Annotated in this window: 21 protein-coding genes; 13 read left to right on the top strand and 8 right to left on the bottom strand. The window is 63.6% G+C overall.

Going from position 1 to position 23994, the window contains the following annotated elements:
• Position 1: 1 nt before the first annotated feature.
• On the bottom strand, positions 2–895 hold the full coding sequence (locus ACQ4WS_RS07360; RefSeq protein ID WP_436474995.1) for an HTH-type transcriptional regulator ArgP: 894 nt from the start codon (positions 893–895) through the stop codon (positions 2–4).
• A gap of 138 nt (positions 896–1033) precedes the next feature.
• Here ACQ4WS_RS07360 and ACQ4WS_RS07355 point away from each other — a divergent pair, with 138 nt between their 5' ends.
• The 5 genes from ACQ4WS_RS07355 (at position 1034) to ACQ4WS_RS07335 (ending at position 7385) form a co-directional block, all read left to right on the top strand.
• On the top strand, positions 1034–3463 hold the full coding sequence (locus ACQ4WS_RS07355) for a penicillin-binding protein 1A (protein ID WP_436474994.1): 2430 nt from the start codon (positions 1034–1036) through the stop codon (positions 3461–3463).
• A 4-nt stretch (positions 3464–3467) separates the two neighbouring features.
• Positions 3468–4091: a trimeric intracellular cation channel family protein gene (locus ACQ4WS_RS07350; protein ID WP_034746006.1), complete on the top strand. Its 624-nt coding sequence runs from the start codon at positions 3468–3470 to the stop codon at positions 4089–4091.
• Positions 4092–4187: 96 nt separating this feature from the next.
• On the top strand, positions 4188–6089 hold the full coding sequence (locus ACQ4WS_RS07345; RefSeq protein ID WP_436474992.1) for a beta-propeller domain-containing protein: 1902 nt from the start codon (positions 4188–4190) through the stop codon (positions 6087–6089).
• Between the two features lie 49 nt (positions 6090–6138).
• Positions 6139–6705: a sigma-70 family RNA polymerase sigma factor gene (locus ACQ4WS_RS07340; RefSeq protein ID WP_436474990.1), complete on the top strand. Its 567-nt coding sequence runs from the start codon at positions 6139–6141 to the stop codon at positions 6703–6705.
• Entirely contained in the window at positions 6702–7385 is a 684-nt protein-coding gene (locus ACQ4WS_RS07335; protein WP_436474988.1) for a hypothetical protein, read from the top strand. Before ACQ4WS_RS07340 ends, ACQ4WS_RS07335 begins: the two co-directional genes overlap by 4 nt.
• 6 nt (positions 7386–7391) lie before the next feature.
• On the opposite strand, the gene ACQ4WS_RS07330 is transcribed toward ACQ4WS_RS07335, so the two are convergent.
• Entirely contained in the window at positions 7392–8537 is a 1146-nt protein-coding gene (locus tag ACQ4WS_RS07330; protein WP_436474986.1) for an MFS transporter, read from the bottom strand.
• 282 nt (positions 8538–8819) lie between these two features.
• Here ACQ4WS_RS07330 and ACQ4WS_RS07325 point away from each other — a divergent pair, with 282 nt between their 5' ends.
• From ACQ4WS_RS07325 to ACQ4WS_RS07295, 7 genes are all read left to right on the top strand, one after another.
• On the top strand, positions 8820–9587 hold the full coding sequence (locus ACQ4WS_RS07325; RefSeq protein ID WP_436474984.1) for a gamma-glutamyl-gamma-aminobutyrate hydrolase family protein: 768 nt from the start codon (positions 8820–8822) through the stop codon (positions 9585–9587).
• A 54-nt stretch (positions 9588–9641) separates the two neighbouring features.
• Positions 9642–11012 carry a glutamine synthetase family protein gene (locus tag ACQ4WS_RS07320; RefSeq protein WP_436474982.1) on the top strand — a complete coding sequence of 457 codons (1371 nt, stop codon included), beginning with the start codon at positions 9642–9644 and terminating at the stop codon, positions 11010–11012.
• An 11-nt stretch (positions 11013–11023) separates the two neighbouring features.
• Positions 11024–12484, top strand: coding sequence for an aspartate aminotransferase family protein (locus ACQ4WS_RS07315; RefSeq protein WP_436474980.1), 1461 nt, complete (start codon positions 11024–11026; stop codon positions 12482–12484).
• A gap of 217 nt (positions 12485–12701) precedes the next feature.
• On the top strand, positions 12702–13850 hold the full coding sequence (locus ACQ4WS_RS07310) for an ABC transporter ATP-binding protein (protein ID WP_436474979.1): 1149 nt from the start codon (positions 12702–12704) through the stop codon (positions 13848–13850).
• Between the two features lie 7 nt (positions 13851–13857).
• Positions 13858–14787, top strand: coding sequence for an ABC transporter permease subunit (locus tag ACQ4WS_RS07305; protein WP_436474977.1), 930 nt, complete (start codon positions 13858–13860; stop codon positions 14785–14787).
• Positions 14784–15635, top strand: coding sequence for an ABC transporter permease (locus tag ACQ4WS_RS07300; RefSeq protein ID WP_436474976.1), 852 nt, complete (start codon positions 14784–14786; stop codon positions 15633–15635). Before ACQ4WS_RS07305 ends, ACQ4WS_RS07300 begins: the two co-directional genes overlap by 4 nt.
• Positions 15636–15665: 30 nt before the next feature.
• The gene (locus ACQ4WS_RS07295; RefSeq protein ID WP_436474974.1) at positions 15666–17153 is read left to right on the top strand and encodes an aldehyde dehydrogenase; all 1488 of its coding nucleotides are present in this window, start codon (positions 15666–15668) and stop codon (positions 17151–17153) included.
• Between the two features lie 108 nt (positions 17154–17261).
• On the opposite strand, the gene panB is transcribed toward ACQ4WS_RS07295, so the two are convergent.
• The 6 genes from panB to ACQ4WS_RS07265 form a co-directional block, all read right to left on the bottom strand.
• Positions 17262–18137 carry a 3-methyl-2-oxobutanoate hydroxymethyltransferase gene (gene panB, locus ACQ4WS_RS07290; protein ID WP_436474972.1) on the bottom strand — a complete coding sequence of 292 codons (876 nt, stop codon included), beginning with the start codon at positions 18135–18137 and terminating at the stop codon, positions 17262–17264.
• Between the two features lie 99 nt (positions 18138–18236).
• A complete protein-coding gene (gene folK, locus ACQ4WS_RS07285; RefSeq protein WP_436474970.1) occupies positions 18237–18725 on the bottom strand; it encodes a 2-amino-4-hydroxy-6-hydroxymethyldihydropteridine diphosphokinase in 489 nt (162 codons plus the stop codon).
• Complete coding sequence (gene pcnB / locus ACQ4WS_RS07280) at positions 18725–20098, bottom strand: polynucleotide adenylyltransferase PcnB (RefSeq protein ID WP_436474968.1); 1374 nt, start codon at positions 20096–20098, stop codon at positions 18725–18727. The genes folK and pcnB overlap by 1 nt, the downstream gene beginning before the upstream one ends.
• Positions 20091–20762: a histidinol-phosphatase gene (locus ACQ4WS_RS07275; RefSeq protein ID WP_436475252.1), complete on the bottom strand. Its 672-nt coding sequence runs from the start codon at positions 20760–20762 to the stop codon at positions 20091–20093. The genes pcnB and ACQ4WS_RS07275 overlap by 8 nt, the downstream gene beginning before the upstream one ends.
• Positions 20762–21430 (bottom strand): DnaA regulatory inactivator Hda, encoded by a 669-nt coding sequence (hda, locus tag ACQ4WS_RS07270; protein ID WP_058048421.1) that lies wholly within the window; start codon positions 21428–21430, stop codon positions 20762–20764. Before hda ends, ACQ4WS_RS07275 begins: the two co-directional genes overlap by 1 nt.
• An 88-nt stretch (positions 21431–21518) precedes the next feature.
• Entirely contained in the window at positions 21519–22601 is a 1083-nt protein-coding gene (locus tag ACQ4WS_RS07265; protein ID WP_436474966.1) for an AI-2E family transporter, read from the bottom strand.
• A 188-nt stretch (positions 22602–22789) separates the two neighbouring features.
• Between ACQ4WS_RS07265 and purM the strand changes: the two genes are divergently transcribed.
• Positions 22790–23833, top strand: coding sequence for a phosphoribosylformylglycinamidine cyclo-ligase (gene purM / locus ACQ4WS_RS07260; RefSeq protein ID WP_096238012.1), 1044 nt, complete (start codon positions 22790–22792; stop codon positions 23831–23833).
• Positions 23834–23994: the final 161 nt, after the last annotated feature.

Raw genomic sequence — 23994 nt, 5'->3', positions numbered from 1 at the left:
ACTATTTCAGCATGCTGCGCGCCGCCGCAATGATTTGCCGCGACAGCTGCTCCATGCGTGGCGACTGCACCTTCCACGTGTGCCAGTACAGGGCCACGTCGGCCGGGGTCTTGGGCGTGAGCATTTCCACCAGTTCGCCATCCGTATTCGTTTTCAGCAGCAATTCCGGCACCATGCCGTAGCCCAGACCATAGCGGATGGCGTTGAAGTGCGAGGTGGCGCCCGGCACGTAATGGCAGGGGTAGGCGCCTTCGGGCAGCCCCAGCGCCTCTTGCAGGAACGACGATTGCAAGGTGTCCTTGCGCGTGTAGGCGACGACGGGCGCCGTGCGCGCCGCCTTGCGCGTCAGGCCGTGCGGGAACCACTGCTGGCGGAACGCGGGCGTGGCCACCAGCCAATAGCGCATCACGCCCAGCGGCTCGGCTGTGCAGCCGCGCATGGGCTTGGGTTGCGTGCTGATGCAGCCGATGGCCATGCCCGTCTCCAGCAAGGTGTAGGTGTGGTCCTGGTCTTCCACCGTCAGGTCCAGCAGCACGCGCTCGCGTATCAGCACCTCGGACAAGGCGGGGAAGAACCAGGTGCCCATCGAGTCCGCATTCAGCGCCAGCACCAGGGTCAGCGGGGCATCCTGCTGTACCGCCAGCTCCGCCTGCAAGTCCGCTTCCAGCAGCTTGGCCCGCTTCAGATATTGCATCAGGCGCTGCCCCATGCGTGTGGCGCGCGCGGGACGGCTGCGCACGATCAGCGCATTGCCCAGCTGGCTTTCCAGCGCCCGCACCCGCTGCGAAATGGCGGGCGAGGTCAGGTGCAGCCGCAGCGCCGCCTGCTCGAAGCTGCCCGTTTCGACGACGGCGCGGAACGCTTCCGTATGCTTGGGACTGAGATCCATGGTCATTGCCTTACATAAGAAAAATTTATCAATACTAAATAATACTTACTTTTGATAAGGATGGGTGTGTTGCAGTGCACAATGCCTCTTTGATGGCGTGCCGCATACCCGTATGCGGCCTCCTGGCAGCAAGGAAATACCACCATGGAAGCACAAGCGAACGACAGCACCACCCGCAAGCCCCAGTCGAAGCTGGCGCGCAATCTGAAATTCGGCCTGGGATTGACCCTGGGCCTGGGCTTGGCCGGCGCGCTGGCGGGCGGCTGGTGGCTGCGCCAGGCGTGGCAGGATTTGCCCGCTGTCGAGTATCTGGCCCAGTACAAGCCCGCGCTGCCGCTGCGCATTTTCTCCAGCGAAGGCGAACTGCTGGCCGAATACGGCGAAGAGCGCCGCGAATTTTTGCCCTTGAAAGACATCCCGCTGCGCATGCGCCAGGCCTTGCTGGCCATCGAGGATGCGCGTTTCTACGAACACGGTGCCGTGGACTTTTATGGCTTGACGCGCGCCACGCTGGCCAACGTCGTCACCGGCCACCATGCGCAGGGCGCCAGCACCATCACCATGCAGGTGGCGCGCGACTTCTTCCTGTCGCGCGAGAAGACCGTGCAGCGCAAGCTGACGGAAATGCTGCTCGCCTACAAGCTGGAACAGCACTACGGCAAGGACAAGCTGCTGGAACTGTATATGAACCAGATTTACCTGGGCGAGCGCTCCTACGGCTTTTCCGCCGCCTCGAATATTTATTTCGACAAGCCCCTGGCCGAGGTCAGCATCGCCGAAGCGGCCATGCTGGCCGGCTTGCCGAAGGCGCCGTCGGCCTACAACCCCGTCGCCAATCCGCAGCGCGCCACCGTGCGCCAGCACTACATCCTGCAGCGCATGCGCGAACTCGGCTATATCACGCCGGCCGAATACGACGCGGCCGTGGCGGAAAAACTGGCGCTGAACAAGGACCGCAACAGCTCCGTGCACGCGGCCGCGTATGCGGTCGAAGAAGCGCGTCAGCTGATATTGCAAAGCTATCCCGAAGGCGCTTACAGCATGGGTCTGGACGTGACGACCACCATTCGCATGGCGCCGCAGCGCGCGGCCGACAAGTCGCTGCGCGATGGGCTATTGAGTGCACAGGCGCGGCGCGGCTATCGTGGCCCCGAAGCGCGCCTGGCCGCCTCCGAGGACAGCGTGGCGCGCCAGTTGGCCCCCTATCCGGACAGCGGAGAACTGCGCGCAGCCCTGGTGCGCAAGGTGGAGACTAGCGGCAAGCGCCAACTGACGGCACAGCTGCGCAATGGCGACGAGATCGTGCTGACGGCATCGGACGCACGCCTGGGTGGCAAGCTGCAATGGGATGGCAAGCGCGCCATCGTCGAGGGCAGCGTGATCCGCGTGGTGCACGACGCGGCAAAGAAGCGCTGGCTGGTGAGCCAGTTGCCCGAGATGGAGGGCGCGCTCATTTCCGTCGAGGCGCACAGCGGCGAAATCGTCGCCATGGCGGGCGGCTTCGATTTCTACCGCAACCACTACAACCACGCCATGCAGGCCTACCGCCAGCCCGGTTCCAGCTTCAAGCCCTTCGTGTATTCGGCGGCGCTGGAAAAGGGATATTTCCCCGGTACGGCCGTGGACGATACGCAGCGCTTGCTGCTGCCGCAGGAAACGGGCGCGCAGCCTTGGCGTCCGCGCAATTACGGCAACAACTACGAAGGCTTCATCAGCGTGCGGCGCGGCCTCGTGCGCTCGAAAAACCTCGTGGCCGTCAGCCTGATGCAGGCGGCCGGCCCCGGCTACGTGCAGCACTACGCCACGCGCTTCGGCTTCGAGGGCGCGCGCAATCCCGTCTCCCTGCCGCTGGCGCTGGGTGCGGGCGCCGTCACGCCGCTGCAGCTGGCGCAATCGTATGCCGTCTTCGCCAATGGCGGCATGCAGATGCCGCCAAAGCTGATCAAGGAAGTGCGCAGCCGCAGCGGCGCGGTGCTGTTCAGCGATGCGGCGCCACGCGCCAAGGGCGAGCCGGCACCCGGCACGCAAGTCATCTCCACGCGCAACGCTTATGTCATGGACAGCATGCTGCGCGACGTCGTCAAGAGCGGCCCGGGACGGGGCGCGCTGTCGCTGGGACGCGGCGACGCGGCCGGCAAGACGGGGACATCGAACAATGCCTATGACGCCTGGTTCGCCGGCTATTCCTCGGGCCTGGTGTCCGTCGTCTGGCTCGGCTACGACCAGCCGAAAAGCCTGGGCAATGCCACGGGGGGAACTTTGGCGCTGCCCGTCTGGCGCGACTACATGCAGGTGGCCGTGCAAGGCCGCCGCGAACAGGTGCTGGCCGAACCGCCAGGCCTGGCCCTGCTCGACGGTGATTACGTGTATGCCGAATACCTGGCCGGCGACTGCCTGAAGGATAACTTTGCCTTTATCCACAGCAGCGTCAGCTGCGGCAGTGGCAGCCTGGGCGCCGACACGCGCCTGGCCAACGGCGAAGAGCGCGGCACCAGCGGTACAGGCCATGAAGCGCGCACCCTCAGCGAAGCGCGCGAACGCGAACAAATTCTCAAATCATTTTCGGAAGAGTAAGAGCATGCTGCTATATACGATTTACCTGGTGGCGATTGTCGCCGAAGCGATGTCCGGCGCCATCATGGGCATGCGGCGCGGCATGGATTTGTTCGGCATCTGCATGATCGGCACCGTCACGGCGCTCGGTGGCGGCACCGTGCGCGACGTGCTGCTGGGGCACTATCCGCTGGGCTGGATCGCGCATCCCGAATACCTGTTGTTTACCATCGGCGCGGCCATTGTGACGGCCTTTGTCGCGCGCTATCTGCACCATCTGCGCGCCATTTTCCTGCTGGTGGACGGACTGGGTCTGGTGGCGTTTTGCGTGATCGGCTGCGATATTGCCATGTCGGCCAAGATGCATCCGGCCATCGTCGTGCTGGCGGGGATGATCACGGGCGTCTTCGGCGGCCTGCTGCGCGATATCCTGTGCAACCAGATTCCCCTCGTGCTGCAGCGCGAAGTGTACGCCACCGTCGCCCTGTTTACGGGCAGCCTGTATGTGGGCCTGCTGTATTTCAAGGTCGACAGCTCCGTGGCGCAGCTGGCGTCCATCGGCGCCGGCTTCCTGTTCCGTTTCCTGGCCCTGCACTTCGAGTGGCGCCTGCCCAATTTCAATGGTGACCGCATACGCGGTTTTGAGTAAGACAGTGGCCGCGTGAATATTTTTACGCGCCTTTAACCCCTTTTTCTCCGTTGCAGCGTTTCATGCTTGACACCCCAGCCAAGCGGAGAAGAAGCGATGTCCAGCGCCCTCAAGATTACATTGATACTGTCCCTGCTGCTGTCGGCAGGCAGCCATGCCGCCGGCACGGCGCCGCGCAAGACCCTGGCGCCGTTCGCCAGCGAGCAGGCCTTGAGCCGCTATCTGCAGCAGTTGCAGGCGCGCCAGGCGGCGCTGCAAAGGGAGCAGCAGGAACTGCAGCGCGCCACGGTGCAGTATTCGGCGCAGTACATGGAGGTGCATGCACCGTCCCCTCCCGCCCCGATGATGGCGAAGTCCGCGCCGGCAGCATCGGCAGAAGCGGCGGAATCCGTCACCAATGTGCAGACGGCGGGCGTGGACGAAGGCGGCATCGTCAAGCTGCATGGCAAGCACCTGGTGATGCTCCGGCGCGGCAAGCTGTTTACCGTGCAGGTGGGTGGCAATGCCCTGCAGCCCGTGTCGTCGCTCGACGCGTTCGCGCCGGGCAGCGACCCGTCGGGCAGCTGGTATGACGAGATGCTGATCGACGGCGATACGGTGGTGGTGATCGGCTACAGCTACAGCCGTGGCGGCACGGAGATCGGCCTGTTCGACGTCAACGCGGACGGCAAGCTGGCCTACCGCTCCACGTATCACTTGCGCTCCAACGATTATTATTCCTCGCGCAATTACGCCAGCCGCCTGATAGGCAGCAAACTGGTGTTTTACTCGCCCCTGTCGCTGAACTTGCACCGCGCTGACCCGTTCGGCGGCTTCCCCGCGCTGCGCCGCTGGCGCCCCGACGCCGTGCCGTCCGATTTCAAGCGCATCGCCCCGGCCACGCGCATCTACCGCACCGATGAAGAACCCGAACCGGGCGCGGGTCTGACCCTGCACACGGTCACCGTGTGCGATTTGGCGCAGCGCGACATGCGCTGCGAAGCGACGGCCGTGATGGGGCCGCAGGGGCGCGTGTTTTATGTGTCGGGCGAATCCGTTTTCGTGTGGACCACGCGCCGCGGCAGCGACTCGGGCGTATTCCGTATTCCCCTCGATGGCAGCGCGCCCAGCGCCCTGAAGGTGGCTGGCGCGCCCGTCGACCAGTTCTCGTTCCTGGAAAGCTCTGACGGCCACCTGAACGTCCTGCTGCGCGCCGAAGGCCAGGGCGACGCCATGTGGGATGGCGCAAGAGGGCGGGGCGACATGGCCCTGTTGCGCGTGCCATTGGCGTCGTTTTCCGATGGCCGCGACAGCGCGCCCGCCAGCAGCTACAAGCCATTGCCCTTCGGTGGCGGCTACGGTCTGCAGAACCGCTACGTGGGGGCGTATCTGCTGTACGGCAATCCGGGCAACGGGGGGCGCCGTCAGGCCGACCAGGCCTGGCCGCGCCAGCCCCTGTATGCCGTGCGCTGGGCCGATGCGGGCAGCGTGCAAGCCTTGTCCCTGCCGCATGGCGTGGAGCGCATCGAGGCGCTGGGCAATGACGCCGTGGTGATCGGCGCCCACGGCAAGGATCTGCACTTCAGCAGCATCCGCCTGGGGGCGCAGGCGGCGATTGCCACGCGCTATATCCGCGCCGGTGCTGCGCAGGGAGAGTCGCGCAGCCACGGCTTTTTCTACAAGCCGCAAGCGGCCGGCGAAGGCATGATCGGGCTGCCCATCCTGGGCGCGGACGAGCGGCCTGGCCTTAATAAGCAAGCAGCCTCCGTTCTCTATCTGCGTAACAGCGGCTTGCTGTTGACGGAACTGGGCGCGCTGGCGGCGCGGCCGGGCCAAACGCCGGACGACGGCTGCCGCGTGTCCTGCGTGGACTGGTACGGCAATGCGCGGCCCCTGTTCCTGCAGGGCCGGGTCTTCGCCCTGCTTGGCTACGAATTGGTGGAAGGGGTGCTCAAGGATGGACAGATCCGCGAAGTGCGCCGCATCAGCTATGCGCCCATTGCGTCCACTTTACGCTGAAGGAGCAGGCGAATTGTCGCTGCCGCGTAGTTCGGCTACACTGCTCCGCATGCCCGACACCCAAATTACCGCGACGGATGAAGAACTGATGCTGCGCTATGGCGCCGGCGACCTGCCGTCGTTTCGCGAATTGTACCGGCGCCATCACCAGGGCCTGTACCGCTTCGTGGCCTGGCGCGCGCCGCGCCGCGCGTGGGTGGATGAGATCGTGCAGGATGCGTGGGCCAGTCTGCATGCGGCGCGCGCTGGTTACCAGCCGCAGGCGGCGTTTCGCACCTATCTGTATCAGATTGCGCGCAACCGCCTGATCGACATCCTGCGCCAGCGGGAAGGACAGGGACATGACGATGTCGGCGAACTTGCGGACGATGGCGCATCGCCGCTGCAATCGCTGGAGCAGAAACAGCAGCACGCGCTGCTGCATGCGGCCATCGCCGCGCTGCCCACCGAGCAAAAAGAGGCGCTGGTGCTGCAGCAGTTCAGCGGCATGAGCATCCTCGAGATCGCCGTGGTGACGGGGGCGGAAGCGGAAACCGTCAAGAGCCGGCTGCGCTACGCCATGCAGAAATTGCGCGCGGGCTTGGACAGCGCCGCTGGCGCGGGAGGACAGGCATGAATACGCACGATCAAGATAACGACGAATCGAATGACGAGGAATTGAACGCGCTGCTGGCCAGTTTGCCGCAGCCCGCGCCTTCCAGCGCGCTCGATGCGGCCATTCTGGCGGACGCGGAAAAGGCCTTGCCTAAGCCAGCTGCCGCGAACGACAGCGCCGATGGCGTGCTGCGCACTTTACCGGCCAAGAAATCGCCCGACTACTTGCAGCGCTGGCGTGTTCCGCTGGGACTGGCGGCAGCCGTGCTGCTGACGGTAAACCTGATCGGCGTGGACTGGTTCGGCTCGAAACCGGCGCAATTTCCCGTGGTGGGGGAGCCGGTCACGCAGGACGTGATGCGGGAAGCTGCGCCTGCGACTGAGCTTGCGCCACTACCGCCAGCCACAGCAATGCATCAGGCAATGGAGCAGCAAGCGGCCATGCAGGCCGAGGCCAGCCTGCAGCGCCAGGCGCCCGTGCAGCGCGCGCTGGCCATGCCCGCTCCCATCTTGGCAAAGTCGGCGCCGTTGCCGCCACCGGCCAGGCTCGACGCTTCCGTATGGCTGGTGAAGATCGACGCCTTGTTAAAAGCGGGCGAAGCGGCGCTGGCGCACGAGGAATGGGCGGCGTTCCGGCAAGCCTATCCCGACTATCCGGTGGCCGAGGAATTGCGGCAGCGGCTGGAGAAAACGAAGCAGTAGCGCAAGCTACACGATCCCCTTCCTGCGCTCCCACACGGCGCTGCCGACGAAAATGGCGGCGCACACCCACATCACGGCCGGCAGCGCGTTGACGCCCACCGATTGCATCAGCACGCCCGTCAGCAGGGGGCCGCCGCCGCTGGTCACGCCCCAGGTGGCGTTGACGATGGCGCTGGCGCTGGTCAGCGACAGTCCCGTGAAACGCTCACCGCAGGCCACCAGCGCCAGCATATAGATGCCGCCCGCCGCCGCGCCCAGCAACAGCAGCAGGGTCCACCACAGCCACGGCGTGCCGACGGCAAACGGCAGCAGCGGCAGCAGCAGGCAGACGGCCACGCCGCAGGCCGCGTGGACTTTGGCGCGGCCGAAGCGGTCGGCCATCCATCCCAGTGCGAACTGCAGGCCCGTGTCGCCCACCAGCACCACGGTGGCCGACAGCAGGGCCAGGTCCGTGCCGATGCCGTGCTCCATCGCGTACAGGGGCAACAAGCTCAATGCCAGGGTATCGAACAGGGCGAAGAAGGCGGCGCCCAGCACGATCATCGGCATGCGCGGCAGGATCAAGGTCCACTTCACGCCATGTTCTTCCGGCTCGCGTTCCGGACCGCTGTTCGAGATCAGCATCAATCCCGGCACGGCCAGCAAGAACAGCAGGCCGCAGGCGGCGAAGCTCCAGCTGATCTTGTCGTTGAAGAGCGCCACCAGGGCGGGACCGATCAGCTGGAAGAAAGTAAAACTGGTGGTGTACATGGCCACCACGCGGCCCCGCGAATTATCGGGTGCCAGGCGGTTGACCCACGCTTCGCCGATGGTAAACAGCACGCCCATGGCGCCGCCGAACAGGAAGCGCAGCACGCTCCACGCCAGCAGGTGGTCGGTGAACTGCATGGCGATCGTCGCCAGCGACGCCACCCACACGGCGCCCAGCATGGTGGCGCGCGCGCCGAAACGTCCCACCCAGCGCGAGACGAATGGCGAGGCGGCCAGGATGCCGAGGGCGCTGACGGCCGTGATCATGCCGATGATATCCGTGCCCACGCCGCGCTGGTGCAGGGTCAGGGCGGTGAGCGGCATGGTGGCGCCCAGGCCCAGGCCGACCACGCCGATGCTGACCACGAGGGCGAAGAAGTCGCGCCACGGCATGTGCTTCATGGCTGCCCCCGCAGGGTACAAAAAATGTTCGGGATGGCTGGAAAACGGTGTGGATGCATGGGGAAGTGAGGGACTTTGCCTGCGGCGCTGGTGTTTGGTGCCGGACGGGGATATGATGATTTTATCAAGAGCAATATTGCAAAGCCGTAGTGTAGGCGATGTGTCCCACCGTTGGCCATTCCCATCCGTGTGGCCCCTGCCTGCGGCTCTGCTGTACAGTGAAGCGAGCGGCAGCGCTGTCATGGCGCTGTCATTGGATCGTCACGCCAGCGAGGAAGCTCCATGCGCCGTCCCATCGTTCTCGTCCCCGCCTGCCAGCGCCAGCTGGGTAGTCACGCCTGGCACATGGCGCAGGAAAAATACCTGCATGCCGTGCTGCACGGCGCCGGCTGCATGCCGCTGTTGCTGCCCGCCCTGGGCGCGGGCGCGGACCTGGAAGCGGCGCTGCAGATCGCCGATGGCGTCATGCTGACCGGCTCCGCCTCGAACGTCGACGCCCGCCTGTATGGCGAAGACATCCTGCATCCCGACCTGCCGCAAGACCCCGCGCGCGACGCCACTACCTTGCCCCTGATCCGCACCGCGTTGGCGCGCCAGCTGCCCTTGCTGGCCATTTGCCGCGGCTTCCAGGAGGTCAACGTGGCGCTGGGCGGCAGCCTGCACCAGGCCGTGCATGCGGTGCCGGGCATGCAGGACCATCGTGAAAACGTGCTCGATCCCCTGGCCCGTCAGTACGCGCCCGCGCACCGTATCAAGTTGATGCCGGAAGGCCGGTTGTCGCGCCTGCTGGGCGGCGAGAGCGAGATGATGGTCAACTCCCTGCATGGCCAGGGCATCGCCCGGCTGGCCGATGGCTTGCTGGTGGAAGCCTTGGCCGACGATGGCCTGGTGGAAGCCTATACGGTGGCCAGCGCCACCGGTTTTGCGCTGGCCGTGCAATGGCACCCGGAATGGCAGGTGGAAGACCATCCGCAGTCCATGCGGCTTTTCGACGCCTTTGGCCAGGCATGCCGCGATTATCAGGAACAGCAGCATAGAAAGACAGGATGACAGGCGCGCCGCACGCAGTACGCGGTGTTCGATCAAGACCAACGAGAGGGAAACATGGCAATACGCGAAAATTTCACCTATACGGATATGGATTTGTGGCTCAATGAAAAGCGCGTCACGGAAATCGAATGCCTGGTGCCGGACTTGACGGGCGTGGCGCGCGGGAAGATCCTGCCGCGCGGGAAATTCACCCAGGAGCGCGGCATGCGCATCCCGGAAGCCGTGCTGGGCATGACGGTGACGGGCAATTACCCGGTCGACGATGGCGGCTATGACCGCGCCATTTCCAGCACTGACCGCGACATGATTTTAAAGGCCGATCCCACCACCATCACCATGGTGCCATGGGCCACGGACCCCACCGCGCAAGTCATCCACGACTGCTATTTTGCCGACGGCGCGCTGGTCGATTTTGCTCCAAGATCTGTGCTGCGGCGCGTGCTGAAACTGTATGCGGACAAGGGCTGGAGGCCGGTGGTGGCGCCGGAACTGGAGTTCTACCTGACGGCGAAAAACACGGACCCGGACTTGCCCTTGAAACCGCCCATCGGGCGCAGCGGCCGGGCCGAGACCAGCCGCCAGGTGTACAGCATCGACGCCGTCAACGAGTTCGATCCCCTGTTCGAGGATATCTACGATTATTGCGAACTGATGAACCTTGACGTCGACACCCTGATCCATGAAATCGGCGCGGGGCAGATGGAAATCAACTTCCTGCACGGCGATCCATTGGGCCTGGCCGACAAGGTCTTCTTCTTCAAGCGCACCCTGCGCGAAGCGGCCTTGAAACACGATATGTACGCCACCTTCATGGCCAAGCCGATGGCGGGCGAGCCGGGGTCCGCCATGCATGTGCACCAGAGCGTCGTCGATGCGAAGACGGGCCTGAACATCTTCAGCAACGAGGATGGTTCGGCCGCGCCCATCTTCAAGCATTACATCGCGGGCTTGCAGCGCTACATGCCGTCGGCCATGGCCATCGTCGCGCCCTACGTGAATTCCTACCGCCGCATCGTGCGCCATACGGCCGCGCCCATCAACATCCAGTGGGGCCTGGACAACCGCACCGTGGGTTTCCGCGTGCCCGAGTCGGGGGTGCAGGACCGGCGCGTGGAAAACCGCATCATCGGCGCCGACGCGAATCCCTACCTGGCCCTGGCCGTGACCTTGGCTTGCGGCTATCTCGGCATGACGGAGCAGCTGGAAGCGACGCCGATGATGGTGGGCAGCGCCTACGACATGAAGTTCGAACTGCCGCAAGGCTTGCCCGAGGCCCTGCAGTTGCTGCGCGCGGAAGACAAGCTGCGCACGGTGCTGGGCGAGCGCTTCATCGACGTGTATGCGGCCATCAAGGACCTGGAACACCAGGAATTCATGACGGTCATTAGCCCATGGGAGCGCGAACACTTGTTATTGCACGTTTAAAAGGAGCACGCATGAGCACAACAAACAATCCGCTGGCGCCGAGCGCCGCCCTGGTCGCCTCCGTGGCGCAGAAAAACGCGGCGCCGCAGGTATATGACACTGCCGCCATCCAGCAAATGGACTCGGCCCACTACCTGCATCCATTTACCGATTTCCAGGACCTGGCATCGAAAGGCGCCAGGGTGATGGTGCGCGGCGACGGCGTCTACCTATGGGATAGCCAGGGCAAGAAAATCGTCGACGGCATGTCGGGCCTGTGGTGCGTTAACGTGGGTTACGGCCGCACCTCGATTTCGCAAGCCGTGTACCGGCAGATGGAGACGCTGCCCTTCTATAACAGCTTCTTTGGCACGACCAACGTGCCGGCCGCGCAGCTGGCGGCCAAGCTGGCGCAAATCTCGCCGCCGCAGTTCCAGCACGTGTTCTTCACCAGTTCCGGCTCCGAGGGCAACGACACGAATTTGCGCATGGTGCGCCGCTACTGGGACATCCTCGGCTACAAGGAGCGCCATACCATCATCAGCCGCCACAACGCGTATCATGGCAGCACGGTGGCGGGGGCATCCTTGGGCGGCATGGATGGCATGCATGCGCAGGGCGGCCTGCCGATACCGGGCATCGCGCATATCGGCCAGCCCAATTACCTGGAAGCTGGCCACGGCTTGACGCCCGAGGAGTTCGGCGTCAAAGCGGCCGGCTGGCTGGAAGAGAAAATCCTGGAAATCGGCGCCGACAAGGTGGCCGCCTTCATCGGCGAGCCGGTGCAGGGCGCCGGTGGCGTCATCATCCCCCCATCGACCTACTGGCCCGAGATTCAGCGCATCTGCGACAAGTACGGCATTTTGCTCATCGCCGATGAAGTCATCTGCGGCTTCGGCCGCCTGGGGCGCTGGTTCGGCTCCGAACTGTTCGGCATCAAGCCCGACCTGATCACCTTTGCCAAGGGCGTCACCTCGGGCTATGTGCCGCTGGGCGGGGTACTGGTGGGCGACAGGGTGGCCAAGGTGCTGATCGAGCAGGGCGGCGAATTCACGCACGGTTTCACGTATTCCGGCCACCCTGTGGCTTGCGCGGCGGCGCTGGAAAACATCCGCATCATCGAGGAAGAGCAGCTGGTGGCGAAGGTGGCCGAGGATACAGGACCGTACCTGAAACAGTGCTTCGCCAGCCTGGGCGAACATCCGCTGGTCGGCTATGCGGACAGCTGCGGCCTGGTCGCAGGCCTGAACCTGGTGCGCAAGAAGGGCGCCACCGTGCATGACAACGAACTATTCGGCGAGGACCAGGGCGTGGGCATGATCTGCCGCGGCCACATGTTTGACAACGGCGTCATCATGCGCGCCGTGGGCGAGCGCATGATCGTCGCCCCACCGCTGGTCATGACGCGCGCGCAGATCGATGAAATGGTGGGCTTGATACGGGTGTGCCTGGACAAGACCCATGCGGACGTGCAGGCGAAGGGCTGGGTGTAGGTTCTGGCTGAACCCAAACGCAAGGGCTGTGGTCGTACCCTCAGGGTACGACCCCGGGGTTTGCTCTGGGGTTGGCGTCAGTTTTTCACCCAAATAGACGCTAACTCAAGTTTTTTTGGACCAGAATCGCGGCAGTTCCGCTAAACTTCCATCTTGGCCGCTACTACAGCGGCCAGTTTTTCATTTTGACACCCTCTTACCCTGAAGCCACCCACACATGACGATAGCAACACCAGCCGCGTCGGCCAACGACGCCCCAGCGCCTTTCTTGCTGATTGATCAACTTGTCAAGGAATTCGATGGCGTGCGCGCCGTCAATGATATTTCCGTGACGATCAACAAGGGCGAGATATTCGCCCTGCTGGGCAGTTCAGGTTGCGGCAAGTCGACCCTGCTGCGCATGCTGGCCGGTTTCGAGACGCCGACGTCGGGCCGCATCGCCCTGGCGGGCAACAGCATCGTCGATGTGCCGCCGCACCAGCGGCCCATCAACATGATGTTCCAGTCGTACGCGCTGTTCCCGCACCTGTCCGTGTGGGACAACATCGCCTTCGGCCTGCGCCGCGACGGCTTGCCAAAAGCGGAAGTGGCGGCGCGGGTCGAGCAGATGCTGGCGCTGGTGCAACTGGGCCAATACGCGAAGCGCAAGCCGCACCAGCTGTCGGGCGGGCAGCAGCAGCGCGTGGCGCTGGCGCGCAGCCTGGCCAAGCGGCCGCAATTGCTGTTGCTCGACGAACCGCTGGGCGCGCTCGACAAGAAACTGCGCGAGCGCACGCAGATGGAACTGGTGAACATCATTGAGCAGGTGGGCGTCACTTGCGTGATGGTCACGCATGACCAGGACGAAGCCATGAGCATGGCCACGCGCATCGCCGTCATGAGCGAAGGGCGCATCCTGCAGGTGGGCGCGCCCGGCGAAATCTACGAGACCCCGAACTGCCGTTTCGTGGCCGATTTCATCGGCAGCGTGAACCTGTTCGACGGCCGCATCACGGAAGACGAACCCGATCACGTGGTCATCGCCACCGCCGATGGCGAACATTACGTCTCGCACGGCATCACGGGCAACCTGGGCATGGATGTCTCGGTGGCCGTGCGCCCCGAAAAAATCGGCATCCAGATCGCGCCACCCGCTTTCGAAGAGCGCGCGTCGCCGGCGGAACACGGTTATAACTGCGCCCAGGGCGTGATCGTCGCCATGGCGTATTTTGGTAATGAAACCAGCTACCATGTGCGTCTCGACAGCGGCACGGTGGTGAAAGTTTCGCGCACCAACGCTGCCCGCCACGACGCCGCGCGTCTGGAGCGCGAACAGCGCGTGTGGGTATGGTGGGATGGCGCCGACATCGTCGTGCTGACCAGCTGAGGCCATCATGACGTCCCTCCTGCAATCGCTGCGCCACTTCTTTACCTTGCGCTGGCTGACTGGCCGCAACGCCGTCATCGCCGTGCCTTCGCTGTTCCTGACGGCGGCCTTTTTGCTGCCCTTCCTGATCGTGCTGCGCATCAGCCTATCCGACATGGACACGGCGGGCAGCCCGTTTGGTGGCCTGCTGTCGTATGTCGACGGCATCGTCGTGCTGAAGGTCAAGATCGCCAACTACCTGTTCATCGCCGCCGATGAACTGTATCTGCTCACCTATCTCAGTTCCTTGAAATATGCGGCGATCACCACGGCTATCTGTCTGTTCATCGGCTACCCGTTCGCCTACTTCATGGCGCGCGCCAAACCCTCGATCCGGCCCGTGCTGATGATGCTGGTGATGCTGCCGTTCTGGACCTCGTTCCTGCTGCGCGTGTATGCGTGGAAGGGCATCCTGGCCAACCACGGCTTGCTCAACGACCTGCTGATCGCGCTGGGCGTCGTGCAGGAACCGCTGCACATGATGAACACCTCGTTTTCGCTGGTGGTCGGCATGGTGTACGCCTATCTGCCCTTCATGATCCTGCCCCTGTATGCGAATCTGGTGAAAATGGACATGCGCTACCTGGAAGCGGCGGCAGACCTGGGCGCCACCCCTTTGCAAGCGTTCTGGCGCATCACCGTGCCGCTGTCAAAGTCGGGCATCATCGCCGGCGCCATGCTGGTGTTCATTCCGTCCGTGGGCGAATACGTGATTCCCGAGCTGCTGGGCGGCCCGGAAACGCTGATGATCGGCCGCGTGCTGTGGGATGAATATTTCACCAATAACGACTGGGCCATGGCTTCGTCGGTGACGGTGCTGGTGGTCTTGCTGATCCTCGTGCCGATGGCCATTTTTAACAAATACAAGACGGACCAGGACGCGGAGGAGCGCACATGAACGGACGTACCTTTTTACAGCGCTGGTTCGGGCGCGGCTGGCTCTCGCTCGGCTATCTGTTCCTCTACCTGCCCATCATCGTGCTGATCGTCCTCTCGTTCAACAGCTCGCGCCAGGATATGGTGTGGAGCGGCTTTTCGCTGCGCTGGTACAGCGAGTTGATGAGCGATACGGAAATCATCTCGGGCTTCGGCTTGTCCCTGAAGATCGCCTTCATGTCGGCCACCTCGTCCGTCATCCTGGGTACCTTCGCCGCCTTCGCCTTGAACAGCTACCAGCGCTTCCGTGGCCGTACCTTGTTCTCGTCCATGGTCAGCGCGCCGCTGGTGATGCCGGAAGTGATCATCGGCCTGTCCCTGCTGCTGATGCTGGTGTCCATGCAAAAGGTCTTCGGTTTCCCCGAGCGGGGCGTGCTGACGATCTGGCTCGGTCATACCCTGCTGGGCATGGCGTATGCAGCCGTGGTGGTGCAGTCACGCCTGCAGGAAATGAGTAAATCCCTGGCCGAAGCCGCCATGGACCTGGGTTGCCGCGCGCATCAGGTCTTCTTCCTCGTCACCCTGCCAAACATCACGCAGGCGCTGGCTTCGGCCTGGCTGCTGACGTTTACGCTGTCGCTGGACGATGTGGTGCTGACGGCCTTTTTGTCCGGCCCAGGTTCGACGACGATGCCGCTGGTGATCTTCTCGCGCGCGCGTCTGGGGCTCGATCCGCGCGTCAATGCGATTGCCGCGCTGACCATTCTCGTCGTGACGATCGCCGTGATCGTGTATGCCGTGATGCTGGCGCGCGCCGACCGACAGCGCCGCAAGCAACTGTCTGCGGCCTATTTGGCAGACCAGGAGTAAGCTGCTCTTAAACTGACACAGGAGACGACCATGACGGAAAACACCAGTTGGCATGCACGGGCGGCAGCGCTCACGATCGATGGACGCGCCTTCATCAATGGCGAACGGATGGGGGCCAGGTCTGGCCAGACCTTCGACAACCTGTCGCCCATCGATGGCCGTCTCCTGGGGCAGGTGGCCCGCTGCGACAGCACCGACGTGGACGCGGCCGTGCTGGCAGCGCGCGCCGCTTTTGATGACCGCCGCTGGGCAGGCAAGTCGCCCGCGCAGCGCAAGCGCGTGCTGATCAAATTCGCCGACCTGGTGCAGAAATACGGCCCCGAGCTGGCCTTGCTGGAAACCCTGGACATGGGCAAACCGATCAAATACAGCCAGAGCGTGGACGTGGGCGCCACGGCCAACTGCCTGCGCTGGTATGGCGAGGCGATCGACAAGGTCTACGATGAAATCGCGCCGACTCCTGCCAACAGCCTGGCCCTGATCACGCGCGAACCGGTGGGCGTCGTCGCCGCCATCGTGCCGTGGAACTACCCGATGATCATGGCCGCCTGGAAGATCGCGCCGGCCCTCGCGGCCGGCAACAGCGTGATATTGAAACCGTCTGAAAAATCGCCGCTGACGGCGCTGCGCCTGGCCGACATCGCGCTGGAAGCGGGCGTGCCTCCTGGCGTCTTCAACGTGCTGCCAGGCTACGGTAACGAAGCCGGCGCCGCGCTGGCATTGCACATGGATGTCGATTGCATCGGCTTTACGGGTTCCACGCGCACGGGCAAATTGATCGTGCAAATGGCGGGCCAGTCGAATTTGAAACGGGCCTGGACGGAACTGGGCGGCAAGTCCGCCAACATCGTGTGCGCCGATTGCCCTGACCTGGACAAGGCCGTGGCGGCCGCCGTCGGTTCCATCTTTTTCAACCAGGGCGAAAGCTGCAACGCGCCCTCGCGTCTGTTCGTGGAAGAATCGATCAAGGCAGAATTCATGGCCAAGGCATTGGCCATGCTGCCCCGTTTCCAGCCCGGCGACCCGCTCGATGAAGCCACGGTCATGGGCGCCATCGTCGACGCCACGCAGATGAAGACCGTCATGGGCTATATCGCGGCCGGCAAGAGCGAAGGCGCGCAACTGCTCGGTGGCGGCGACGCCGTGCGTCTTGAGACGGGTGGTTACTACGTGCAGCCGACCATCTTTGGCGTGGATGCGGGCATGACGATTGCGCGCGAAGAAATCTTCGGCCCTGTGCTGTCCGTGCTGGGCTTTACGGATATCGCCGAAGCGGTAAAGCAGGCCAACGCCACGCCGTACGGCTTGCAGGCGGCCGTGTGGACGTCCGACATCACCAAGGCGATCCAGACGGCGCGCGCCTTGCGTGCGGGCACCGTGCACGTCAATCAGTACGACGGTGACGACATCACCGTGCCGTTCGGCGGCTACAAGCAGTCGGGCAATGGGCGCGACAAGTCATTGCACGCGCTGGACAAGTACACGGAGCTGAAGACGACTTGGATACAGGTGGGGTAAGGGGAATTGTTGGCGTGAAACCGGGGTCAGACCCGCCGGGTCAGACCCCAGATTTTGCCGTAGGTCGGCTTAGCGCGCAGCGCGTAAGCCGACAAACAACAAACTACATCAGAAGCAGTGTTCCAGCGCCGGGAAGCTGCCATCCTTGACGGCCTTGACATAGCCGGCGACGGCGTCGTCGATGCTGGCCGCGCCTTCCATGAAGTTGCGCACGAAGCGTGCCTTGCGGCCTGGGAAGACGCCCAGCATGTCGTGCATGACGAGCACCTGGCCCGAGCAGTCGGGGCCGGCGCCGATGCCGATGGTGGGGATCGTCAGCATGTCGGTCACTTCCTTGCCCAGCTGCGATGGCATGGCTTCCATCAGCACGATGGCGGCGCCCGCGTTTTGCAGCACCAGCGCGTCGTTCTTCAGTTCCGCGGCGCTTTCCGTGCTCTTGCCCTGCACTTTATAACCACCCAGCTGGTGCACCGATTGTGGCGTCAGGCCAATGTGGGCGCAGATGGGGATGCCGCGCTCGGTGAGGAAACGGACGGTCTCGGCCAGCCAGGCGCCGCCTTCGATCTTGACCATGTGTGCGCCCGCCTGCATCAGGATGACGGCGTTGGCATAGGCTGTTTCAGGCGTGCCGTACGCGCCGAACGGTAGGTCGGACATGATCATGGCCGACTTGCTGCCGCGCGCGACGGACGCCGTGTGGTAAGCCAGTTCGGCCACGGTGACGGGCAGGGTGGAATTGTGGCCATTGCAGACCATGCCGAGCGAATCGCCGATCAGCAGGATCTCCACGCCGCAGCGGTCCATCAGGGACGCGAAGCTGGCGTCATAGCAGGTCAGCATGGTGATCTTTTCGCCGGCGGCGCGCAGCGTGGCCAGGGTGTGGATGGTCACGGCCTTGTTGGCGACAGGCTTGGATGGCGCCGGCGCCGGTGTGGCGGCCTTGTCTTTTGCGGCCAGATCTGTTCCTTGCAAATAAGCGGACATAGGTATTCTCTAGAGTGAAAGGGGTACGACGCCGCTAGTGTAGTACTTTATATGGCGGCGTGCAGGGGCGGCATTGTAGTGTATGTCTTGCGCCGTGGCTCAGAGCCGGCTGATGGCCTGGTCGGCCACTGTGGCCAGGTAGTCCTGCGCCGGCCCGAGTCCGGGCACGGAAATGGCGGGCGCCAGGGCCAGCAGCGGCACCAGCACGAAGGCGCGCTCGGTGATGCGGGGATGGGGCACCGTCAGCGTGGCGCTGGCGATCCGTTCATCGCCGTACAGCAGCAAGTCCAGGTCCAGGGTGCGCGGGGCGTTGCGGTAAGGCCGCTCGCGCCCGTGCGCCGCCTCGATGGCGTGCAGGGCCAGCAGCAGTTCCTCTGCCGGCAGGGTGGTCGTGAGGCGCGCCACGGCGTTGATGTAGTCGTCACCGCTGGAATCGATGGGCGCCGTGCGGTAGCTGGCCGAGGCGTCCACGAGGGATGCGCCGGGCAGGCGCGCCAGGCGCGCCAGCGCGTCCTGCACGTTGGCGCGCGCGTCACCCAGGTTGGCCCCGATGCCGATGTAGGCGGTCACTTGTGCAAGTGCGTCCATTATTCGTCGCTGTTGCTGCCGGTGGCCGAGCCGCCCGTGCCCGTCTTGCTGCGCGTGCTGCGGCGTGGCGGACGCTTCTTCTTGACGGCGCCCGGCGCGGCATTGGCGCTGACGAGCAGTGCTTCGCGCGTTTCCTCGTCGCCTTCATAGAAGGCTGTCCACCATTCGCCGATCTCCATGTCGATCTCGCCCGAGGCGCAGCGCAGCAGCAGGAAGTCGTAGCCCGCGCGGAAGCGCAGGTGCTCCAGCAATTTGTGTGGCGCCTTGCCCACGCGGCGCTCGAAGCGCGGCTGCATCGACCAGATGTCGCGCATGTCGGAACCGATCTTGCGCTGCAAGGCCAGTTTTTCCGTTTGCGAATCGAGCACGTCGTCGGCCGCCAGGTGCAGCGCGGGGATGGTCGACTCGCCGGCGGCGCGGTAGGCCGTCCATTTTTCCAGCACCTGGTGCCACAGCAGCGAGGCGAACAAAAAGCCTGGCGAGACGGTCTTGCCGGCGGCGATACGCTGGTCCGTGGCGTCCAGCGCCAGGGTGACGAATTTCGCCCCCAGCGGTTGTTCCAGCACTACGTCGAGCAAGGGCAGCAAGCCGTGATGCAAGCCTTCCTTGCGCAACTGCTGCAGGCAGGCCAGCGCGTGACCGCTCATCAGCAGTTTCAGCATTTCGTCGAACACGCGCGGCGCCGGCACGTTGTTGATCAGCGGCGCCATGATGGGAATCGGCGCGGCCGTGTGCGGCTCGATGGTGAACTTCAGCTTGGCGGCAAAGCGCACCACGCGCAGCATGCGCACGGGGTCTTCGCGGTAGCGCTCTTCCGGCTTGCCGATCATGCGCAAGGTCTTGGCGCGGATGTCTTCCACGCCGCCGTGGTAATCGAGCACTTCCTGCGTGGCAGGGTTGTAGTACATGGCGTTGATGGTGAAGTCGCGGCGCAGCGCATCTTCGTGCTGCAGGCCGAAGGTATTGTCGCGCAGGACGCGGCCATGTTCATCCTTGGGCGCCGAATCGGCACCGGCGCCGCGGAAGGTTGTCACTTCCAGCAAATCCTGGCCGAACATCACGTGCACGATCTGGAAGCGTTTGCCTATGATGAAGGCGCGGCGGAACAGGCGTTTGACCTGTTCCGGCGTGGCGTTGGTGGCGATGTCGAAGTCTTTCGGTTTCACGCCCAGCAGCAGGTCGCGCACGGCGCCGCCGACGACAAAGGCCTCGAAGCCCGCTTCCTGCAGGCTGCTGGTGACGCGGATGGCATTCGACGACACCAGTTTCGGGTCGATTCCGTGTTGCGCAGGACCGAGCACGATGGGTGCCGTGGTGTCGCGCGCTGCCTCTTTTTTAACGCCGAGGATCTTGCGGATGAATTTTTTAATCATTGAATAAGTGGAGTGATGGCCAGCCGTGGAGGGATGCGTGTGCGCTCAAAGCGGTGTTGGGATTGGTCGCGACAGGGTGGGTCACGACCGACAGCAGGGGAATGTCGTTATGTGAATCGCTGTAAAAATAGCTGCGCTCGAACTGCCCCAGTTCCTTGCCCATCTTTTCCAGCCAGGCATGGGTGTGGGTCAGCTTGCCCGCGCCCAGGGTCGGCGTGCCTACCAGCTTGCCCGTGACATTGCCTTCGGCGTCATATTCGGGCATGGCCGCCAGCAGGTGCTCGACGCCCAGCGCATCGGCGATGGGTTTGGTGATGAAATGGTTGGTGGCCGTGACGATGGCCAGCAAATCGCCCGCATCCTGGTGCTGTTTCAGCAAGGCCACGACTTCCGGGCGGATGGCCGGCATGACCACTTCGGCCATGAATTGCCGGTGCAGCGCTTCCAGGCGTTCGCGCGGAAACTGCGCCAGGGTGCCGAGGGAAAATTCCAGGTATTCCACCGGATCGAGCGTGCCGGCCTGGTATTGCGCGAAAAATTCGTCGTTGCGGCGGGTGAATTCGGCGGCGTCCACGGCACCGATGCGTACCAGGAATTCGCCCCACTCGTGATCCGAGTCGATGGGCAGCAGGGTATGGTCGAGGTCAAACAGGGCCAGATTCATCATTCTTTCGCTTCCGCCTGCAGCAACTCGCGCAACAATGGCAAGGTGATCGGGCGTTGGGTTTCAAGGGAGTAGAGGTCGAGAGAGTCCAGCATCGTCGACAGCGAACGCATGTCGCGCCGGAAATGGGACAGCAGATAGGGTAACACGCCCGGCGACAAGGTCAAGCCGCGGGTGGTGGCTGCCTGGGTCAGGGCGGCGATCTTTTCATCGTCGGTCAAGCCGTGGATTTGATAGATCAGGCCCCAGCCCATGCGCGTGCGCAAGTCTTCGCGCACGGGCAGCACGGCGGGCGGCACGGCGCCGCTGCACACCATGAACGCCTTGTTGGCGCGGATTTCATTGAACAGGGCAAAGGCATCGATCTGCGCCAGCGGCGACAGCTTTTCGCAGTCGTCGAGCAGGTACAAATCCACGTCGGGTGAATACACGAACTCGGACTCGATCGAGAACGGCGAAATGTAGCGCGCGCGCTCGGTGCTGGCCAGGGCCTTGAGCAGATGGCTCTTGCCGGCGGCCAGTTCGCCCCACAGGTAAGCAAAATGTTCGCGCGAGGTGCGCGCGGCGAACTGGCGCATCAGCTGCGCCACTTCGGCATTCTGTCCCACCTCGAAGGTATCGAGGCTGTGCGCCTGGTCTGTGCCTAAATCGAGCACCAGTTGTTTCATGGCGTACGCCTTGTCCTGTTTTTCATTACTGCGTATGCGTCGTCGTCGCTGTTATTGGTTTCACATTGTAGCCATATCGGGTACCTTGTCATACATTATAGAAGCTGCTGGACAGGTAGTGGCGTCTTAGATGCTTAAAAGCGACCATCAACACGGCAGAAGCGGGTAAAGCGAGCAAAACGCCGACGAAACCGAATAGTTGTCCGAAGGCCAATAAGGCGAAGATCACAGCCAGCGGGTTCAGGCCGATGCGCTCGCCCACCAGGCGCGGCGTGAGGAAAAAGCCTTCGATGACCTGGCCGCAGCCATAGATGACGGCCACGGCGATGACGCCGCTCCAGTCGGCAAACTGCAGCAGGGCGGCGATCAGCGCCAGCATCAGCCCCAGGCCGAAGCCCAGGTAGGGGATGAATACCAGCAAGCCCGTGATGATGCCCACCGGCAATGCCACTTCAAAACCGGCGATGGCCAGCGCCACCGAGTAATACGTGGCCAGCACCAGCATGACGAGCAACTGGCCGCGCAGGTATTGCGCCAGCAGGGTGTCGACTTCCTGCGCCATGCCCACCGTGCGGCCGACCCAGCGGCGCGGCACGGCGCCGGCGATGCGCGCCAGCATCGGATGCCAGTCCAGCAACAGGTAGAACAGCACCACGGGAATCAGCACGACGGTGGCCAGCCAGCCCAGCACGGCCGTGCCGCCGATGCGGGCCGAGGCCAGCACGGTGCTCCAGATTTCATCACCGCTGGTGGCCATCTGCTGGCTCAGCATGCGCTTGATGCCCGTGCCATCGAGGCGCACGCGGATGCCCAGGTCGCGCAGTTTTGGCGCCAGGAAGTCGTTCGCCTTGTTCAGAAATTGCGGGATTTGCGCCTGCAGCAGGGGAATTTCCTTTTGCAATACGGGCACGACGATCAGCACCAGCGCCGTAATGGCGAGGAAAAACAACACTACGACGACCAGCACGGCCAGCGGACGGGGCACGTAAAAGCGCTTGTAATGCAGGCGCTGCAATCGGTCGACGCCGGGATTGAGCACGTAGGCGAGGATGGCGGCGGCCAGGAAGGGCGTCAGGATGGGGCCCAGGCTGACGAGCAGCAGCAAAAATGCCAGCCAGACCGCGATCCAAAATGCTGTTTGCTTCTGTTCGGCGGTGATGGCGAATGGCATGGAGTTTGTGCTGTTGCGTTAAAAAAAGGCAGTTAATTACGAAATGGCGGGGCAGTTTGATAAAATAGCGACTTGATCGACCGAATTCACCCGCTGGCGTCCTGCCGCACGATGTTGAAAAACATGCTTGCGCGCGCGTGCCGGCGGGTATCCGCCTTCTATTTTACCGCCTCCGCTGCCACCACACCATGAACCAGACTTCTAATGTTTCCCTTTCCTACCGTGACGCTGGCGTCGATATCGACGCAGGTGACGCTTTAGTCGAAGCAATCAAGCCGTTTGCCAAGCGCACCCTGCGCGAAGGCGTGATGGGCGGCCTGGGCGGTTTTGGCGCCATGTTTGAAATCAGCAAGAAGTACAAGGAACCGGTGCTGGTCTCGGGCACCGACGGCGTGGGCACCAAATTGCGCCTGGCGTTCGAACTGAACCGCCACGACACGGTCGGCATCGACCTGGTCGCCATGAGCGTCAACGATATCCTGGTGCAAGGCGCCGAGCCGCTGTTCTTCCTCGACTACTTCGCTTGCGGCAAGCTGGACGTGGCCATCGCCACCGACGTCATCAAGGGTATCGCCCAGGGTTGCGAACAGGCTGGCTGCGCGCTGATCGGCGGCGAAACGGCGGAAATGCCGAGCATGTACCCGGCCGGCGAATACGACCTGGCAGGTTTTGCCGTCGGCGCCGTGGAAAAATCGAAAATCATCGACGGCACCAAGATCGCCCCGGGCGACGTGGTGCTGGGCCTGGCCTCGTCGGGCGTGCACTCGAACGGTTACTCGCTGGTGCGCAAGATCATCGAAGTGGCGAAACCGGACCTGGAAGGCGACTTCCACGGCCGTAAGCTGGCCGACGTGCTGATGCAGCCGACGCGCATCTACGTCAAGCCATTGCTGGCGCTGATGGATGCCATGGAAGTCAAAGGCATGGTGCACATCACCGGTGGCGGCCTGGTGGAAAACATCCCGCGCGTGCTGCAACCTGGCCTGGTGGCCGAGCTGGATTCGAAGGCATGGACCATGCCACCGCTGTTCACGTGGCTGCAACAGCACGGCGGCGTGGCTGACGCCGAAATGCACCGCGTCTTCAACTGCGGCATCGGCATGACCGTCATCGTTTCGCAGGAAAACGCGGACGCCGCCATCGCCCAGCTGCAAGCGGCCGGTGAAAGCGTCTCGCGCATCGGCACCATCCGCGCGCGCGTGGGCGATGAGCATCAAACAATTGTGATCTAAGTTTTAGCACGCATAGAAAAGGCAGGCACTCGCGAGAGGCCTGCCTTTTTTTACATCGCGAATCGGCCTAGCGCGCGTGCGCCGTCTTCAAGCGGCCGTCCCGCTGCGAGCCGCCCTTGCCGATCATGGCCACGCTGATGGCCGAGACGAGGTAGGCGAAC

This window comes from Janthinobacterium leeuwenhoeki, from assembly GCF_051380795.1.
In the GTDB taxonomy this organism is placed as follows: domain Bacteria; phylum Pseudomonadota; class Gammaproteobacteria; order Burkholderiales; family Burkholderiaceae_D; genus Janthinobacterium.
This window is presented reverse-complemented; position numbering and strand designations above follow the sequence as displayed.